1 protein-coding gene is annotated in these 649 nt (G+C 47.6%); it reads right to left on the bottom strand.

Annotated elements, in window-relative coordinates; all coding sequences use genetic code 11:
* Positions 1-361 precede the first annotated feature (361 nt).
* A partial coding sequence (locus RUMCAL_RS16160) for a hypothetical protein (protein WP_021681117.1) occupies positions 362-649 on the bottom strand: 288 nt, incomplete at its 5' end.

Below are 649 nucleotides of genomic sequence, written 5' to 3'. Positions count from 1 at the left end.
CGCCAGACGCTCTTTGTGCGGTATTGCCCTATGGCAACATCACATAGGAAAGGTGCCGGATTTGCTGAAATTCCGTCGAAAGCCTTCTGCAGAATTGGCAAAAATGCAAATTTTCCAAAAATCCCATTGACATTCTCTTGTAAAAATCGTATAATAAAACTATGTATTGTTGTGCGTGAAGAAGGAATCTGACCAACGGCAGATTCCCGACAAATCAGAATGTCTGGGCAACCACAGAGATTCTGCATGAAATACTCGGGGCGGTTTTTGACCAGTGCACCCAAAGTGCGGGAAAGCTGGAACCATTTTACAACATGCCCTGCTGCCTGTCCGACGGACGTGAATTGCCGGCAGGCTGTATCTATTTAAAGTTTTTCCAACTCTTGAGAAACCCAGAAAAACCACACGGCGAAAAAGGTGGCTTTTCGGGGACAGCCAGAAAATGTACGCGGCGGAGAATCCGAAGTTCTCCGCAGAGATCGCAGGAAAGCAATCCTTTTTTTGTTTTGGAAAATATTCCTCCGAACTTGTGAAAAAGCAGTTTGGGCAGGCATGGTGTGAAATCTGGGGCAGCGTTGCCCTTGTACTGTGCTGCCCTTGCACCAACGTGAATCAGGGGCGATACCGCACAAAGAGCGTCTGGCGACTT

Origin of the sequence: Ruminococcus callidus ATCC 27760 (assembly GCF_000468015.1) — a bacterium.
In the GTDB taxonomy this organism is placed as follows: domain Bacteria; phylum Bacillota; class Clostridia; order Oscillospirales; family Ruminococcaceae; genus Ruminococcus_C; species Ruminococcus_C callidus.
The sequence above is the reverse complement of the archived record's forward strand: the minus strand, read 5'-3'. Positions and strand labels throughout refer to the sequence as shown.